The following is a 15,788-nucleotide window of genomic DNA, read 5'->3' on the forward strand; positions in this document are numbered from 1 at the left end:
AGACACTTCTCGCATCCCAACCAAGACTTCCACACCGGAATACTCTGACAAATTTCAGGGATACTTCTTACATCAATTAGTTTGCCGCGCCGCTAGCTTGCCCTGGCAACTTTTCATGCGCGGCGATCAGGGAGGACGGTATCGCGCTTTGACTCACTTTGCTTAAGGACAAGCCCATGTTCGGCAAAGGCCACTGCGCGCCATTCTCACTGCACATCCCGACCATTCGTCACGACTTCAAGGTGCTCGCGTTCACTGGCACCGAAGCCATCAGTCAGCTGTACGCATTTCGCATCGAGCTGGTGAGCGAGCACGCAGATTTCGATCTGGAAAGCTTGCTCAGCCAACCTGCGTTTCTGCAGTTCGGATCAGCGGGCGAAGGCATTCACGGGCGGATCGAAAACGTCATGCTCGGCGAATCAGGCAAGCGCCTGACCCGTTATGAACTGACACTGGTACCGGCGCTGCATTATCTGCAACTGAGCCACGACCAGCGGATTTTCCAGCAACTGACCGTGCCGCAGATCATCGCGCAAGTGCTCAAAGGGCATGGCATCCAGGCCGATGACTTCACGTTCAATGTCGCCGCCGGTGGGCCTCGTGAGTACTGCACGCAGTACGGCGAAAGCGACTTCCTGTTCATCCAGCGCCTGTGCGCCGAAGAGGGTATCGCCTGGCACCATCAACATTCGCTCGACGGGCACTTGCTGGTGTTCAGCGACAGCCCGGTGTTCGCACCCAAATTGGGTACGACAGCCTTTCGGGTTGATAGCGGCATGGTTGCCGAACACCCGGTGGTCAACCACCTGAGCATGGGCTTCAACACCCGTACCAGCACCGTCACCCGCCGTGACTATGACCTCAAGCGGCCAAGCCTGCTGCTGGAAAGCCGCTTCACCGCAGAGTTCACGCCGGCTCTGGAGGACTATCGCTATCCACTGTTGCTGAAGTCCGAAAAGCACGGCAAACACCTGGCGCGTCAGGCCTTGGAGCGCCATCGCAGCGACTATCAATGGATTGAAGGCAAAAGCGATCAGGCGATTTTGCGCAGCGGTCACCTGTTCGAGCTGAGCGAACATCCCAGGGCCGAGTGCAACGAGTTGTGGCTGTTGGTCAGTCTCAGTCACGAAGGCAAGCAACCGGCAGTGCTCGAAGAGGCTTTCAGCAGCGAGGCGAAACCTGCCGATGGTTTTTCCCAGGGCTATCGCAATACCTTCAGGGCCATTCCCGCAGAAGTGGTTTTCCGCCCGCCTTTGCCCGCGCCAAGACCCTTGCTGGTCTGCCAGACCGCGCGCGTTACCGGGCCTCCCGGAGAAGAGATCTTCTGCGATGAGTACGGCAGGGTTCGTGTCGAGTTTCCCTGGGATCGCGCTGAACGCAACAGCGAAAAAAGCAGCTGCTGGTTACGCGTAGCTTCCAGTTGGGCAGGTGACGGATTCGGTGCGGTGACCATTCCCCGGGTCGACATGGAAGTGGTCGTGACCTTCCAGGAAGGCGACCCGGACCAACCGCTGATTACCGGCTGCATCGCCAACAAGGTCAATGCCGTCGCCCATCCCTTGCCGGCGAGTAAAACCCGCACGGTATTACGCAGCCAGAGCTCACCGCGCAATGGCGGCTACAACGAACTGTCGATCGAGGATCGCGCCGGGCAGGAGAAGATCTACCTGCGCGCGCAGCGCGACCTCGAGCAACTGATCCTCAACGACAGCCGCAGCCTGATCACTCGCGACCGCCATGAGCATGTCGGCAATGACAGCACCAGTCTCATCGAGGGCAAGGATTCGCGCACTCATCAAGGACTGCGAAGCACAGTAATCAACGCCGACGACTTGTTGCAGGTCAGCGGCACCAGCAGCCAGACCCTGGGCGCTCTGGTGATCCAGGCCGGCCAGCAGGCGCATGTCACGGCAAGCAACGTGGTGATCGATGCCGGCATGAGCCTGACGCTGTCAGCGGGCGGTCATCACATCGTGATCAATGCCGGCGGGATTTTCAGCAGCGTGCCCATCGTTCAGGGCGGCGCGCCACTGCCGGGTCTCGCACCGCTACAAACGCTGCAAGTTGAGGCCGGCCTGCCAGCTGCGATCAACGCCACGCCGCTGTCGATCGTCAACAGTGCCCGCCAGCAGGCAGCGGATTTTTGCCCGCTGTGCGAAGCCTGCGCAGCGGGTCTGTGCGAGCTGGGAGAAGTCGCATGAGCCCGGTCGAACAATGGTTGCACGCTCAGTCCCGCGCCGGCTGCGAACTGTATCTGATGCTCGACACCGACGGCCAAAGCGCAGAGCACGCTGCGTTGACCCGCGACCTCGGCACCGAGCGGTTTCGTCCGCTCTACAGCGGCACGCCGGCCGAGTCGCTGGTGCCGAGCGGCCCGCTGCTGTTGCAAATCGATACGGCGCAGCATCCCGCCATCCAGACCTTGCTCGCCACGCCCGAGCGCAATTGGGGCTGGCTGGCCAGTGCCCGTCACGTCGAACTTGATCTGCTGGCGGCGCATTGGCGCGAGCGCCTGATAACCGGCGAACGCCCGAATCAGGCGGTGTACCGCGTGCATGACAACCGGGTTCTGGGACGTGCGCTGGCGCACCTGCAACCCGAGCACCGCGCGGCGTTTCTCGGGCCATTCAACAGCGTCTGCTATTGGCACGCAGAGCGATGGAACGCGATCGACAACCCGGACCCCGGCCACCATCCGCTGCCGATGGATCCGCCGTGGCTGCACACGCCGACCCCGGAGCTGATCTACGCCAACGTGCTGTTCGACAACACCCGCCGTTACCTGGTCGGCGAACACACCGAAGCAATGGCCACGCTGGCCGAACAGCTCGACGTCGATGAGTGGCTGTGGGGCCTGATTCAACTGACGCACTTGTGGGGCTGGCAACAACCGGAGCAAGTGCATTTCTTGCTGACCCGCAGTTTGCAGTTACCGGGATATCGGCCAGGCAAATCATGGCTGCCCAAACCCGGTGAAGATCCGGCGATGCATTTTGAGCGGGTATATCAGGAAGCGTTGTATTGGCAGGGAGAGGTAGGTCGATGAGGCACTTGAAACGAGGGTTGATGCTGAGTGGTTGCCTGGGATTGCTGGTGGGTTGTACGACGGTGAAGACCCCGAACACCTTTATGTTTGTTCCGGATTTTCCACCTGGATTCAAGTACGACCTGACGGCCACCTATGTTCCGGCCAAGGGCCAAACATGCACCGTGCCTGGCGGGAGAAACACTCAGCTGGGATTCAACAAAACCAATATGAAGTACGAAGGGACTTCCGAGATCCCGCTTTACAGAACCGTAAGCGAATGTCCTCTGGCGCTGAATTACATCGAGATCAAGGTCATCGGTATTTATGGTTCAGGGCGAAGCAACTTCAGTTATGACTACGCCTCGATTGCTGTACGCCCGGAGCTGTTGGAACGACAGATGGGGACTTTCAGTGAGGACGGCAAGGGTGAGTTTTATGGTGAATGCAGGTGGTCATTCCGCACCGTCGGTCCACATCGTTCCCTGATCAAACTGCTGACCTGCAAAAACTTGGATGCACAGGGCAACGTGCTGCGAACGAGACCTTCCACGGCGTACACATTGACTCAACTTGAGGGCAAAACGGTGACGCTGAAGGTCAGGCTGGCAAGTGAAGAACTTCCAGCCATCGGCGATACCTGGATCAAAGTACCCCGCGGCTGGAAGCGCTGTATGGGTGACAACTTCGAGGATAAATACGCCTTTTGCTACGGCAACGACAAAGATTTCAGCACTTTCAAAATGGTCGATGGGCGGGTTTGCACCATCTATCCGGGATGCACGGAGCAAGGGTCACCATGAACATTGAGACTCTCTCGGCGACCGATTTGCGCTTCATGCAGGGCGACATACATGCCTGCCCTAAACGCGGCCATCGTACCAGCTTCCAGCTAGTGGACGAGTTCGGCGACGGTAAGCCATACGCTGGTCTGTCTTACGAAGTGATTGATTACGAAGACACGGTCCATAGCGGAAAACTTGATGCGACTGGATCTGCAAAGATCGACGATCATTATTGCGGTCCACTAGTACTCAAATTGAAGAGCCGCTATCAAGGCAGCGAAAAATCTTACACATTTTTGCAAAAGCGCCCCCACTATCCCCTCCCCATCACCGAACTCCAGGTCCGCGCCGAAAAAACCCGCTTCTTCCACAAAACAGGCACTCGCACCCAGGCCAACCCCGCCAAGGACCTGCCCGAAACCGACGCGTACTGTCAGGTCGAAGTCAGTGAACTGGTAAAGCACATCGCCCACCTGCCGCCGCTGGCTGCTCGTCGCGACCCTCCGAAAAGGGCGGCACACAAGCTCATGCGATCGGCGGCGAAGTCCAGAGACTTCACGCTCGTCGATAAAACCGCCGCGGATGGCGGACTGCACGCAATCCTGAGTCCGGCGGAGATGGCCACCGTCGAGTTGGGGTTTTCCCCGCCGCCGCCCAAGGGCGTCGCACTGCTGCCGAACAAACACCATGTGCTGGAAGTACGGCCGATGAGAGCGCTACGGCCAATGCTGTCGACAGGCGAAGCGTTCTGCGCGCTTAACCTTTATCAGCTGTCGGTGATGGCGACGCTGAGCTACACCGATTTCGGGCAGGAACCCAACACTCAACCGGTGCAGACCGACACGGTAAGCTTTCCGCTACAGCCCAGCAGCGGCAACTGGTTCGGCCACGCGCTGCCGCAGTTCGACGAGTTGTGGAAGGTCGATGACTCGCAAACGCAGAAATACTACCCACTGTACGAAGACGTACCGTATTCGAAACGCCTGGAAGTGGTGCCGTTTGACCCGAATCTTTACCCCGAAGTGAATGACCCCGCGTTAGGGAATCAACAAGAACACCCCGCCAGACTGCATTTTTTCGATGATCGCAAACAGGTCGAAAGCACGGACACTCAGGCTTTCATCTGCCACCACGACGAACTGATCCTGATCAGCGTGCGGGGTACCAGTGAATTCTGGCCCGACGGCTTGCGTGACGGGGATGCCTATCAGGTTCTCTTTGCCGAAGGCGAAGGCAAAGTGCACCGCGGTTTCTACGGTGGCGCTTTGGCGGCTTATCCATTTATCGTGACTTATCTGGAAAAATTCTACAGCGGGCAAAAGCTGCTGATCACGGGTCACAGTCTGGGCGGTGCAGTTGCACTGATCCTGTCCGAGATGCTGAGACGCAACCTGGAGTTCTCCCCGCAAATCGTGCTCTACACCTACGGCGCCCCCCGCGCTGGTGACACCACGTTCATCGAAAGCGCCAAAGCATTGGCCCACCACCGCATCGTCAATCAGAACGACCCGGTTCCGAGCGTTCCCGCCACATGGATGAATACTTTCGCCAAGCCTGGGCCGATGTACGCAACCAACGCCGTGGTGCTGGGCTTCAACCCGGTCGCCGGCCTCGGCCTGCTGATCTGGGGAATCATCAATTTCTTTGGCGACGACTATGGGCATCACGGTGCTTTGCGCCATTTCATGCCCGTTGAGTTCGACAAGGACCACCGATCCTCCCTTCTCTGGGAGCCGGGTTGCAGCACGATCGTCGATCACGGCTGCGCCAAGGCCCTGCGCGCTACCAACGGCTTGCCCGAACGCGGATCGTTTCTGCGGCAGTTGTTCGACCGGGGTCACCACTCAATGGTCGGCAGCTACATCCCCGGCTGCTGGGCCAGCTTGCGCCGATGGCAGGAAGCACTGCAGCTCAAGCGTTCGCTGGTGACCAATCGCGAATTCGAGTGGATCAGCAGCGCCCTGGAGAATATTCAGCAACAGCTGCGGGCCGTTAAGCGCGATCTGCAAAATAACCACCGTTCTTACGTGCGAGAGCAGGAGCGCGCGCACAAGACGCTGATGCTCAATCAGGAAATAGACAAGATCAGCATGACCAAGGCCCGCCTGACAGCGCTGCGCAGTCAACGGGTCACCGAGGTCGACGTTTACGGCAGCTATGCCGACCAGCCCGAATGGGTCGAGGAAAGTCTGCTGCGCTGGAACGCCCACCCTGAAAACCTGGTTCAGGAGCAACTGGCGATGATTCCGCCAGCCGCTGAAGACCACGACGCCGCTATCGCCGCGATGACCGGTGGGCATGCGGTTGGCGCGCCGTTTCAGCTGGATATTGATTCGTTCATTTAACTTAATCAGTCAACAAGGAAGTACCGATGCTCTCGTTATCCCCCAAGTTAAACTTCGCCACTGCAACGCACTCGATCCGCGCTTTGTTATTGGCCAGCTTCATAATATTTGGAACTGGATGCAACTCGTTCTCCAGTTCGGCAACACTGAACATGGACATCCCTGCGAATTTTAGCGTCACCGCCGAAGCGTACTATCAGCCGTTTTCCCCATATTACTGTTACGCGCCAGAAAACTACGCAAGAGACCCCAACCTTGGAGTCAAAAAATTTAAACAACCTTGGCAACCCACTGCGCAGACCGCCAAGTTCAACGTCAAATTACTTCCCAGCATTGGGGGCTGTCTCACGCTCCTCAGCGAAATCAAGATCTGGATCATGGACATGACTGAGGATCCAGAGAAACTTGGCTTAAGCGCCGTCTGGATACATATTAATGACCTGGCAGATGAACCACTGGACGAGCATGGGTCGAACGAGAACATGCTTTCAGTCGAGTGTAAATATGCGGACTCCCGGTTAAGTAAAGTCTTCAAATATGAATTGGTATGCAAAGGGCGGAGTACGAACGATGAAATTTTGGGCAGGCTACGAATTGAGCAATTCCAGGATAAGCCATTGCGATTAACAGTTCGGATGACCGAGTAGTCGGCGTGCTGCCCGACGCTTAAGTCCCAATGACTGCCGCAAGCTGGCTAGGCAGCTTGGTCATGTCCGCTATCAAACGCAGTCTGAGCGCGAAGGACTGGGGCACAATGATCAAAGGTCACGGCGAAATCCTCGATTGGATGGACTCGATATGCTTCGCGGCACCGCTCTTCTTTCACCTGACGCGTTACTTCTTCTCCGTCTGATCTAGACGAATGCTCCAACCACAAAAAATGGGCACCCGACCGCAATCGGTGTGCCCATTTCTCATTTGCGGTTCTCCCCGTCATTCAGGGGAGTACGCCGCCATCAAGGATTGACGCTGTCTTTCAACGATTTGCCTGGCTTGAATGCCACAGTGTTGCTGGCCTTGATCTTGACCGGTTCGCCGGTCTGCGGGTTTTTGCCGGTGCGGGCGCCGCGGTGGCGTTGCAGGAAGGTGCCGAAGCCGACCAGCGTCACGCTGTCCTTGCGGTGCAGGGCGCCGGTGATTTCTTCGAGGACGGCGTTGAGGACGCGATTGGCCTGTTCTTTGGTCAGGTCTGCCTTTTCGGCGATTGCAGCGGCGAGTTCTGGTTTACGCATTAGTGAAGCCCCTTTGACGGTTTTTTGTTGTTATGTCCGTGCTGTTCTCGTTGGAACAGCGCCCAAGGCGCCGCAGGCTCTACTCTGCGGCAGACGGGAGTGAGAATGGCACGCCGCCAACGGCGGCGCCAGTCTCCCCAAGACCTTTGTCGGGGCAAAAGAGCGGTGTTTGCGACAGAACGACCGGCATTTACGCCAGCAGCGGCGGCAGCTGTTTGTTCAGGGCCAGTTTTTCCATGACTGCCCCGCCGGTCAGGGCGTAACCGAGCAACTGACCGTCGGCACCGTGGCACAGCGCTTTGACGTCGGCGCCCTGCCCTTCGACGCTCCAAATGCCTTCGCTGCCCCGTGGCGGCGGCGAAACCACCAGCGGGCACACCGGGGTTTTCACGGTGATCGGCATCGGCCCGTAGCTGACCGCAGTCGGGTTTCCAGCGAGGGTTTGCGCCAATGCGCGTGCGCAGCTCATCAGCGGCATCACGTAGAGCAGATTGAGCCCATCGACTTCAGCGCAGTCGCCCAGAGCGTAGATGTTGGCGTGGGAGGTTTTCAGGTAACGATCGACCATCACGCCGCGATTAACCTGCACGCCGGCAGCCGCCGCCAGATCGATGCGCGGGCGCAGGCCGATCGCCGAGACTACTACATCGCACGGGATGATCTGACCGTCGGACAGGTGCGCTTCCATACCATCGGCGACTTTCTCCAGCCGGGTCAGCACCGGGCCGAGGTGAAACTTCGCCCCGATACTTTCCAGCCCGGCCTGCACGGCCGCCGCAGCGGCGGGATGCAAGAGCATCGGCATGACCTGTTCGCACGGCGCGACCAGTTGCACTTCGTAGCCGCCGAGAATCAGGTCATTGGCGAATTCGCAGCCGATCAGCCCGGCGCCGAGCACCAAGACCCGACGCTTGCCCGCCGCTGCGGCACGGAAGCGCGCGTAGTCTTCGAGATCGTTGATCGGAAATACCAGTTCCGCGCCGTCGCCTTCAATCGGCACGCGCACGGTTTCCGCGCCCCAGGCCAGAATCAGGTCGCGATAGGGCACGGCTTCTTCACCGATCCACAAGCGTTTGTGGCCAGCGTCGATACCGCTGATGCGCGTGTGGGTGCGCACTTCGGCCTTCAACTGCTCGGCCATGGCGCCGGGTTCAGCCATGCTCAGGCCATCGGCGTCCTTGTTCTTGCCGAAACCGGTGGAGAGCATCGGCTTGGAGTAAGAGCGGCCGTCATCGGCGGTGATCAGCAGCAGCGGGGTTTCGCTGTCGAGCTTGCGAAACTCGCGGGCCAGGTTGTAGCCCGCAAGCCCGGTGCCGATGATGACGACTGGTGCGCTCATGCCTTACTCCTCTGATTTGCTTAGTTGATTTCGATCATTTCGAAGTCCATTTTGCCGACGCCGCAGTCGGGGCACAGCCAGTCTGCCGGTACGTCTTCCCAGCGGGTGCCCGGCGCGATGCCGTCATCCGGCCAGCCATCGGCTTCGTTATAGATCAGGCCACAGACGATACATTGCCACTTCTTCATTCAGGTACTTCCTCAGGGTTCAGGCGTAGTGCCGGCGCGGACGGTCGATGGGTGCTGCGTTGCCATCCGGCTCAGGGCGTTTTGTACTGAGGGTGCCGCGCAGATGCAAGCCTGTTCGGCGCAACGGCGGCCGGCGCCGCTCAATCCTGTCGCCCGCCATGGTAAGCTCGCCGCCTCATTTGCGGCCAATAATGACTCATTGTGCAACATTCAAATGCCTGCCCCGCCCCGCTCTGGCTGACCCAAGACCGCCTGACGCCCCGCCCCGATCCGTTGACCCTCGACTGGTTGTTCGACGAAGGCTCGCTGACCCGCCGTTTGACCCGTTTGTCCGAGGACGGCTTCAGCGTGTCGCCGCTGTTCGAAGGCTGGGACACCTTGCGCGCTGATGAATGCGCGGCACTGGATCTGGCCGAGGGCAGCGAAGGCTGGGTGCGCGAGGTGTATTTGCGCGGCCACGGCGAGGCCTGGGTGTTTGCCCGCAGCGTTGCCTCGCGGGCGGCCCTGCAAGGTGATGGTTTGCACATGGATGAACTGGGTAGCCGCTCGCTGGGCGAATTGCTGTTTTGCGATCGGGCATTTCAGCGCCGCGTGATTGAAGTCTGCCTCTACCCTGAACAATGGTTGCCGCCAGCGGTGCAAGCTCCTGAGCTGTGGGGCCGGCGTTCGCGTTTCGATCGTGGCGGGCTGAGCGTGCTGGTCGCGGAAATCTTCCTGCCGAGCCTGTGGGACGTCGCCCGCGCCCATCCGGAGAACTGCTGATGTATCAGAGCCTGCTCAAGTCCCTCAACCGTCTGAACCCGCGCGCCTGGGATTTCGTTCAGTTGACGCGCATGGACAAGCCGATCGGCATTTACCTGCTGCTGTGGCCGACGCTGTGGGCGTTGTGGATTGCCGGCAAGGGTTCGCCGTCGCTGGCCAACATCGTCATCTTTGTCCTCGGCGTGGTGTTGACCCGTGCCGGCGGCTGCGTAATCAACGACTGGGCTGACCGCAAGGTCGACGGCCACGTCAAACGCACCGCGCAACGGCCGCTTGCTGCTGGCCGGATCAGCTCGAAGGAAGCCCTGGTGTTCTTTGCCGTGCTGATGGGCATCAGTTTTCTGCTGGTGCTGTGCACCAACGCACCGACGATCTGGCTGTCGCTGGGCGGTCTGGCGCTGGCATTCACGTATCCGTTCATGAAGCGCTACACCTACTACCCGCAAGTGGTGCTGGGGGCGGCGTTTTCCTGGGGCATGCCAATGGCCTTTACCGCTGAGACCGGCGAGTTGCCAGCAGCGGCGTGGTTGCTGTGGATCGCCAATCTGCTGTGGACGGTGGGTTATGACACTTATTACGCAATGACCGATCGCGATGACGACCTGAAGATCGGCGTGAAATCCACGGCGATTCTGTTTGGCGAGGCGGATCGGGTGATCATCCTCAGCTTGCAGGCGCTGTCATTGGGCTGTCTGATCCTGGCCGGGTCGAAGTTCGAGCTGGGGATCTGGTTCCACCTCGGCTTGCTGGTGGCTGCCGGGTGTTATGCGTGGGAGTTCTGGTACACGCGCAGCAAGGACCGTATGCGTTGCTTCCAGGCCTTCTTGCACAACCATTGGGCAGGGTTGGCGATATTTGTCGGGATCGTGCTGGATTACGCACTGCGCTGACTGAAAAGATCGCAGCCTGCGGCAGCTCCTACAGGTCGTACACATTCCAGTGTAGGAGCTGCCGAAGGCTGCGATCTTTTGCGTTATTTGGCCTTGGCGACTTTCCAGGCGCCGTCCATTTTGCCGTCGCCGGTCATGTCGCCGGCCTTCTTGTCCATCACAAAGGTGTACAGCGGCATGCCCTGGTAGGCCCACTGCTTGCTGCCATCATCACGAGTGATTACCGTCCAGTCCCCCATCGACTTGTCATTCGCTGTCGCCATTAGCGGCGGCCAGTTTGCCGCGCACTTGTCATTGCACGCGGACTTGCCAGCGGAGTCCTTGGCAAAGGTGTACAGGGTCATGCCCTTTTGATCGGTGTACATGCCGTCCTTTTCCATCGCCGGATCGGCCGCCATGGCCAGCCCCGGCAATGTCAGGGCGGCAGCCATCAGCAGGGCTTTGAACGAAGCAGTCATCTGAGTCATGGAAACCTTCTTTTGTGGTTGTCAGGATTCGGACTTAGAGCTTAGTCGAGGATGGGTGCAAATGTTGCGCGCCTGAAATACTGTCACACGACTGCAATAATTCCGTTATCTAATGCGGCGCAAGACAGTTAAATGACAAGAGGATTAAGGCATGGTTGGCAGGAGCATTCTGATCGTCGACGACGAAGCGCCCATTCGCGAGATGATCGCCGTGGCGTTGGAAATGGCCGGCTATGACTGCCTCGAGGCAGAGAACTCGCAGCAGGCTCACGCCATCATTGTCGACCGCAAACCGGACCTGATCCTGCTCGACTGGATGCTGCCCGGTACCTCGGGCATCGAACTGGCCCGGCGCCTCAAGCGTGACGAGCTGACCGGGGACATCCCGATCATCATGCTCACCGCCAAGGGCGAAGAGGACAACAAGATCCAGGGCCTGGAAGTCGGCGCCGACGACTACATCACCAAACCGTTTTCCCCGCGTGAACTGGTCGCCCGCCTCAAGGCTGTGCTGCGCCGCGCCGGACCGACCGATGGCGAAGCGCCGATCGAAGTCGGCGGCCTGCTGCTCGACCCGATCAGCCATCGCGTGACCATCGACGGCAAACCCGCCGAGATGGGCCCGACCGAATACCGCCTGCTGCAATTCTTCATGACCCATCAGGAACGCGCCTACACCCGTGGCCAGTTGCTCGACCAGGTCTGGGGCGGCAACGTCTATGTCGAAGAACGCACCGTCGACGTGCACATCCGCCGCCTGCGCAAGGCCCTCGGCGACGCTTACGAAAATCTGGTACAAACCGTGCGCGGCACCGGTTATCGGTTCTCTACAAAGGCCTGATCCGCCCGCCAGACTCGCTGACAAGGACCGTATCGACTGTGAATCAAAACTGGCATGGCACCCTGATTCGCCACATGCTGTTGCTGGTCACCGCCTGCCTGGTGATCGGTCTGATCACCGGCTATTACGGCTGGAGCCTCGCGGCGGGTCTGGGGCTTTATCTGGCCTGGACGCTCAAGCAATTGCTGCGTCTGCACGAATGGCTGCGCCAGCATCAACCCGACGAAGCGCCGCCCGATGGCTATGGCCTGTGGGGCGAGGTGTTCGACAGCATCTACCACCTGCAACGCCGCGACCAACGGGTGCGCGGACGTCTGCAAGCGGTGATCGACCGGGTGCAGGAGTCCACCGCCGCGCTGAAAGACGCGGTCATCATGCTCGACAGCGACGGCAACCTCGAATGGTGGAACCGCGCCGCCGAAACCCTGCTCGGCCTGAAGACTCCGCAGGACAGCGGCCAACCGGTGACCAACCTGGTGCGCCATCCGCGCTTCAAGGAATACTTCGAGCAGGACAGCTTCGCCGAGCCATTGGAAATCCCTTCGCCGACCAACGATCGCGTGCGCATTCAGCTGTACCTGACCCGCTACGGCAACAATGAACACCTGATGCTGGTCCGCGACGTGACGCGCATTCATCAGCTGGAACAGATGCGCAAGGACTTCATCGCCAACGTCTCCCACGAACTGCGTACACCGTTGACGGTGATCTGCGGCTATCTGGAAACCCTGCTCGACAATGTCGAGGAAGTGAACCCGCGCTGGAGCCGAGCCCTGCAACAGATGCAGCAACAGGGCGGGCGCATGCAGACACTGCTCAACGACCTGTTGCTGCTGGCCAAGCTGGAAGCCACCGACTATCCGTCGGACAACCAGCCAGTGCAGATCGACACACTGCTGCAATCGATCACCAGCGATGCGCAGCAGTTGTCCGGGGCGAAGAACCAGCGCATCAGCCTCGAGGCCAATGCCGGGGTGCTGCTCAAGGGCAGCGAGGCCGAGCTGCGCAGTGCGTTCTCCAATCTGGTGTTCAACGCGGTCAAGTACACCCCCGCCGAGGGCAACATCCGCATTCGCTGGTGGGGCGACGAGCAAGGTGCGCACCTGAGCGTGCAGGATTCCGGCATCGGCATCGACAGCAAACACTTGCCGCGCCTGACTGAACGTTTCTACCGCGTCGATTCCAGCCGCAACTCCAACACCGGCGGCACCGGCCTGGGCCTGGCCATCGTCAAGCACGTGCTGCTGCGCCACCGCGCGCGCATGGAGATCAGCAGCGTGCCCGGCCACGGCAGCACGTTCACCTGCCATTTCGCCCCGGCCCAGGTGGCCAGCGCACGGCCGATCAGCGCCACCGAGTGATGCCGCCCGGCACACGCCACTAGGCAATCGCACGGTCAGCCGCTACATTGGCTGACTTGTGCCTGCCTTTCAGGCGCTGTTTCTCCCTACTTTCGAATCACACGGAACCCGCAAAACTCCATCATGGACCCTTCCCCTGGCTTGTCCCTCGCGACCATTTTTGCCGACTTCGGCATGATCCTTTTTGCTCTGATCCTGGTGTTGCTCAACGGCTTTTTCGTTGCGGCGGAATTCGCCATGGTCAAACTGCGCTCGACCCGGGTCGAGGCCATCGCTGAACAACACGGCTGGCGCGGACACATCCTGCGCACCGTGCACAGTCAGCTCGATGCCTACCTGTCGGCGTGTCAGCTCGGCATCACCCTCGCCTCTCTCGGTCTGGGCTGGGTCGGTGAGCCGGCGTTCGCGCATATTCTCGAGCCGCTGCTGAGCGCAGTCGGCGTCGAATCGCCCGAGATCATCAAAGGCGTGTCGTTCTTCACCGCGTTCTTCATCATTTCGTACCTGCACATCGTGGTCGGCGAGCTGGCGCCCAAGTCGTGGGCGATCCGCAAACCCGAGCTGTTGTCGCTGTGGACAGCGGTGCCCCTGTACCTGTTCTACTGGGCGATGTACCCGGCGATCTATTTGCTCAACGCCAGCGCCAACGCGATTCTGCGTATCGCCGGGCAAGGTGAACCCGGCCCGCACCATGAACACCATTACAGCCGCGAAGAACTGAAACTGATCCTGCACTCCAGCCGTGGCCAGGATCCCAGCGATCAGGGCATGCGCGTATTGGCCTCGGCCGTGGAAATGGGCGAGCTGGAAGTGGTCGACTGGGCCAACTCCCGCGAAGACCTGATCACTCTGGAATTCAACGCGCCGCTGAAGGAAATCCTGGCGATGTTCCGTCGCCACAAGTTCAGCCGTTATCCGGTGTACGACAGCGAGCGCCAGGAGTTCGTCGGCCTGCTGCACATCAAGGATCTGCTACTGGAACTGGCCGCACTGGACCACATTCCCGAGTCGTTCAACCTCGCCGAGCTGACCCGCCCGCTGGAGCGCGTATCGCGGCACATGCCGCTGTCGCAGCTGCTGGAGCAGTTCCGCAAGGGTGGCTCGCACTTCGCCGTGGTCGAGGAGGCTGACGGCAACATCATCGGCTACCTGACCATGGAAGACGTGCTGGAAGTGCTGGTCGGCGATATTCAGGACGAACACCGCAAGGCTGAGCGCGGCATCCTCGCCTATCAGCCGGGCAAGTTGCTGGTGCGTGGCGATACGCCGTTGTTCAAGGTCGAGCGCCTGCTCGGCATCGATCTCGATCACATCGAAGCGGAAACCCTCGCCGGGCTGGTTTACGAAACCCTGAAACGGGTGCCGGAAGAGGAAGAAGTGCTGGAAGTCGAAGGCCTGCGCATCATCATCAAGAAGATGAAAGGGCCAAAGATTGTCCTGGCCAAGGTGTTGATGCTGGATTGATGGGAGTTTGGGGGGCTCTTGTGGCGAGGGGATTTATCCCCGTTGGACGGCGCAGCCGTCCCAAAACCATTGAATGCAGTCAGTTAGTACAGAGTCGCAATATTTGGGGCCGCTTCGCGGCCCAACGGGGATAAATCCCCTCGCCACAAAAACCCTCAACACCCTATCGCGCCTACTGCTTGCCCAACGCAAAGTTGGGCAACGCCCCCAGCGGCTGGTTGAACTGATAGGGAATCGACACCAGTCCTTCGCCGGTATTGCGCTGCACCACAAAGTGCAGGTGCGGGCCGCTGCTGTTGCCGGTGTTGCCCGACAGCGCCAGCGGGCTGCCGACCTTGACCCGCTGGCCTTCGCGCACGCTCACCGAACCCTGTTTCAGATGCAGGTACACGCCCATGGTGCCGTCGTCGTGCAGCACCCGGACGAAATTGCCGGAGGCATCGGTGCCGCGCCCGCTCTGGGAGTTCTCGGTCTTGACTACCACTCCCGCTCGCGCGGCAATGATCGGCGTGCCCACCGGCATGGCAATGTCCATGGCGTAGCGGTTTTTCGGCCCGTAGTGGCTGTACTGGCCGTTGGCGCCCTGACTCAGGCGAAACGGCCCGCCACGCCAGGGCAGCGGATAGCGATAGCTCTGCGCGCTGCCTGCGGGGTCGCCCAGCGAGTACTGGAACTGCGGCGAATACACCAGCGGCTGGTCACGACTGATCGCCGTCAGCAGCGCCAGCCGAGTGTTGCTGCGCGGTGGCAGCACGCGACGGATCGCCCGCGCAGGCACGCCACGCACATTGCTCGTGCCGATGAAGGCCAGGGCAACCTCGACCGGCGCGTACAGATCGTTGCGCGCAAACACCACGTCGACGCCCTTCTGCTTCTTGATGTCCAGGTACACCTGGCGGTCGAGGCGCTCGACCATGCGGTCCTGAAACACGAACACTTTCGCGCCTTTGCTCGGGCGGTCGCTGTACGAGACCACGCCGTTGGCATCGGTGGATTTGTAGATGGTCATGGCCATCGCCAGCTGGGAGGCCAGGCAGAGACCGCAGAAAAACAGCAGGCGCGCGAGCATGGGCAAAAGTCTGTCGAAGG

General features: G+C 60.1%; 15 protein-coding genes and 1 pseudogene. 11 read left to right on the forward strand and 5 right to left on the reverse strand.

The window, feature by feature from the left end; all coding sequences use genetic code 11:
* Positions 1–176 precede the first annotated feature (176 nt).
* From tssI to QMX86_RS02285, 6 genes and pseudogenes are all read left to right on the forward strand, one after another.
* The gene (gene tssI / locus QMX86_RS02260) at positions 177–2,201 is read left to right on the forward strand and encodes a type VI secretion system tip protein TssI/VgrG (RefSeq protein ID WP_282383067.1); all 2,025 of its coding nucleotides are present in this window, start codon (positions 177–179) and stop codon (positions 2,199–2,201) included.
* Entirely contained in the window at positions 2,198–3,046 is an 849-nt protein-coding gene (locus tag QMX86_RS02265) for a DUF4123 domain-containing protein (RefSeq protein WP_273526332.1), read from the forward strand. The genes tssI and QMX86_RS02265 overlap by 4 nt, the downstream gene beginning before the upstream one ends.
* On the forward strand, positions 3,043–3,828 hold the full coding sequence (locus QMX86_RS02270; protein ID WP_282383071.1) for a hypothetical protein: 786 nt from the start codon (positions 3,043–3,045) through the stop codon (positions 3,826–3,828). The genes QMX86_RS02265 and QMX86_RS02270 overlap by 4 nt, the downstream gene beginning before the upstream one ends.
* Complete coding sequence (locus QMX86_RS02275) at positions 3,825–6,155, forward strand: lipase family protein (protein ID WP_282383074.1); 2,331 nt, start codon at positions 3,825–3,827, stop codon at positions 6,153–6,155. The genes QMX86_RS02270 and QMX86_RS02275 overlap by 4 nt, the downstream gene beginning before the upstream one ends.
* Positions 6,156–6,181: 26 nt before the next feature.
* Positions 6,182–6,802, forward strand: coding sequence for a hypothetical protein (locus tag QMX86_RS02280; protein WP_164558345.1), 621 nt, complete (start codon positions 6,182–6,184; stop codon positions 6,800–6,802).
* Between the two features lie 44 nt (positions 6,803–6,846).
* Positions 6,847–7,008, forward strand: a pseudogene (locus QMX86_RS02285) (phosphatidate cytidylyltransferase); the annotation flags it as partial.
* Between the two features lie 103 nt (positions 7,009–7,111).
* Here the strand turns inward: QMX86_RS02285 and QMX86_RS02290 are convergent.
* The 3 genes from QMX86_RS02290 to QMX86_RS02300 all read right to left on the reverse strand — a co-directional run bounded on the left by QMX86_RS02290 (position 7,112) and on the right by QMX86_RS02300 (position 8,914).
* Entirely contained in the window at positions 7,112–7,387 is a 276-nt protein-coding gene (locus tag QMX86_RS02290) for an HU family DNA-binding protein (protein WP_003213368.1), read from the reverse strand.
* A gap of 190 nt (positions 7,388–7,577) precedes the next feature.
* Positions 7,578–8,726 carry an FAD-dependent oxidoreductase gene (locus QMX86_RS02295; protein ID WP_282383083.1) on the reverse strand — a complete coding sequence of 383 codons (1,149 nt, stop codon included), beginning with the start codon at positions 8,724–8,726 and terminating at the stop codon, positions 7,578–7,580.
* Positions 8,727–8,746: 20 nt separating this feature from the next.
* The gene (locus QMX86_RS02300; RefSeq protein WP_003177199.1) at positions 8,747–8,914 is read right to left on the reverse strand and encodes a rubredoxin; all 168 of its coding nucleotides are present in this window, start codon (positions 8,912–8,914) and stop codon (positions 8,747–8,749) included.
* Between the two features lie 201 nt (positions 8,915–9,115).
* Between QMX86_RS02300 and QMX86_RS02305 the strand changes: the two genes are divergently transcribed.
* Both QMX86_RS02305 and ubiA read left to right on the forward strand, forming a co-directional pair.
* The gene (locus tag QMX86_RS02305) at positions 9,116–9,676 is read left to right on the forward strand and encodes a chorismate lyase (protein WP_071172082.1); all 561 of its coding nucleotides are present in this window, start codon (positions 9,116–9,118) and stop codon (positions 9,674–9,676) included.
* Complete coding sequence (gene ubiA / locus QMX86_RS02310; RefSeq protein WP_041476601.1) at positions 9,676–10,566, forward strand: 4-hydroxybenzoate octaprenyltransferase; 891 nt, start codon at positions 9,676–9,678, stop codon at positions 10,564–10,566. Before QMX86_RS02305 ends, ubiA begins: the two co-directional genes overlap by 1 nt.
* Positions 10,567–10,649: 83 nt before the next feature.
* Here the strand turns inward: ubiA and QMX86_RS02315 are convergent, their stop codons facing one another.
* Positions 10,650–11,033, reverse strand: coding sequence for a hypothetical protein (locus tag QMX86_RS02315; protein ID WP_071172081.1), 384 nt, complete (start codon positions 11,031–11,033; stop codon positions 10,650–10,652).
* 151 nt (positions 11,034–11,184) lie between these two features.
* Here QMX86_RS02315 and phoB point away from each other — a divergent pair, with 151 nt between their 5' ends.
* The 3 genes from phoB (at position 11,185) to QMX86_RS02330 (ending at position 14,699) form a co-directional block, all read left to right on the forward strand.
* Entirely contained in the window at positions 11,185–11,874 is a 690-nt protein-coding gene (gene phoB / locus QMX86_RS02320; RefSeq protein WP_007896474.1) for a phosphate regulon transcriptional regulator PhoB, read from the forward strand.
* Positions 11,875–11,948: 74 nt separating this feature from the next.
* A complete protein-coding gene (phoR, locus tag QMX86_RS02325) occupies positions 11,949–13,235 on the forward strand; it encodes a phosphate regulon sensor histidine kinase PhoR (RefSeq protein ID WP_243241373.1) in 1,287 nt (428 codons plus the stop codon).
* Positions 13,236–13,358: 123 nt separating this feature from the next.
* Positions 13,359–14,699, forward strand: a complete 1,341-nt coding sequence (locus tag QMX86_RS02330) for a hemolysin family protein (protein WP_110644534.1) — start codon at positions 13,359–13,361, stop codon at positions 14,697–14,699.
* Positions 14,700–14,871: 172 nt separating this feature from the next.
* Here the strand turns inward: QMX86_RS02330 and QMX86_RS02335 are convergent, their stop codons facing one another.
* Positions 14,872–15,768: a M23 family metallopeptidase gene (locus tag QMX86_RS02335; RefSeq protein ID WP_076564602.1), complete on the reverse strand. Its 897-nt coding sequence runs from the start codon at positions 15,766–15,768 to the stop codon at positions 14,872–14,874.
* Positions 15,769–15,788 lie beyond the last annotated feature (20 nt).

Source organism: Pseudomonas sp. PS01270, from assembly GCF_029959775.1.
GTDB classification, from domain to species: Bacteria; Pseudomonadota; Gammaproteobacteria; order Pseudomonadales; family Pseudomonadaceae; genus Aquipseudomonas; species Aquipseudomonas atacamensis.